The 451-nt window shown below is 68.1% G+C and carries 1 protein-coding gene; it reads left to right on the top strand.

The features are described 5' to 3' along the window. A partial coding sequence (locus tag J5M67_RS28545) for an ImcF-related family protein (RefSeq protein ID WP_243434938.1) occupies positions 1–451 on the top strand: 451 nt, incomplete at both ends.

Genomic DNA, 451 nt, shown 5'->3' with positions numbered 1-451 from the left:
GAGCCTGCGCATGCGCAGCAACGTGCCGTCGACCGACACCGCGGTGTCGGGCTGGTTCACGCGCGCGGGCTACACGGACGTGTTCCTGCCGCGCCTGCAGAAGAGCGCGCGCGCGATGCTCGAGGAGGAGAGCTGGGTGCTGCGCGACGAGACGCTGTCGGGCAACAGCTTCCAGATCGACGGACTCGTGCAGAAGCTCGCCGATTCGGCGCGCAACCAGTTCCTGCAGGACTACATCTCCGCGTGGCAGAACTTCCTGAACGACGTGACGGTGCGCGGCGTGACGGGCCTGGACGATGCGTCGCAGCTCGCCGCGGCGATGATGGAGGCGCAATCGCCGCTCGCGAACCTGCTGCGCTTCGCCGCGCGCGAGACGACGCTCACGGGCGCGAGCGACGAAGGCAACATCGACAGCTGGATCGATCGCCAGAAGTACCGCTTCGAGAGGGGC

The sequence above is a fragment of the Pseudomonas sp. 30_B genome, from assembly GCF_017491605.1.
Lineage (GTDB): Bacteria > Pseudomonadota > Gammaproteobacteria > Pseudomonadales > Pseudomonadaceae > Pseudomonas.
Note: the sequence above shows the minus strand (reverse complement) of the source record. Positions and strands in the feature narration are given on the sequence as shown.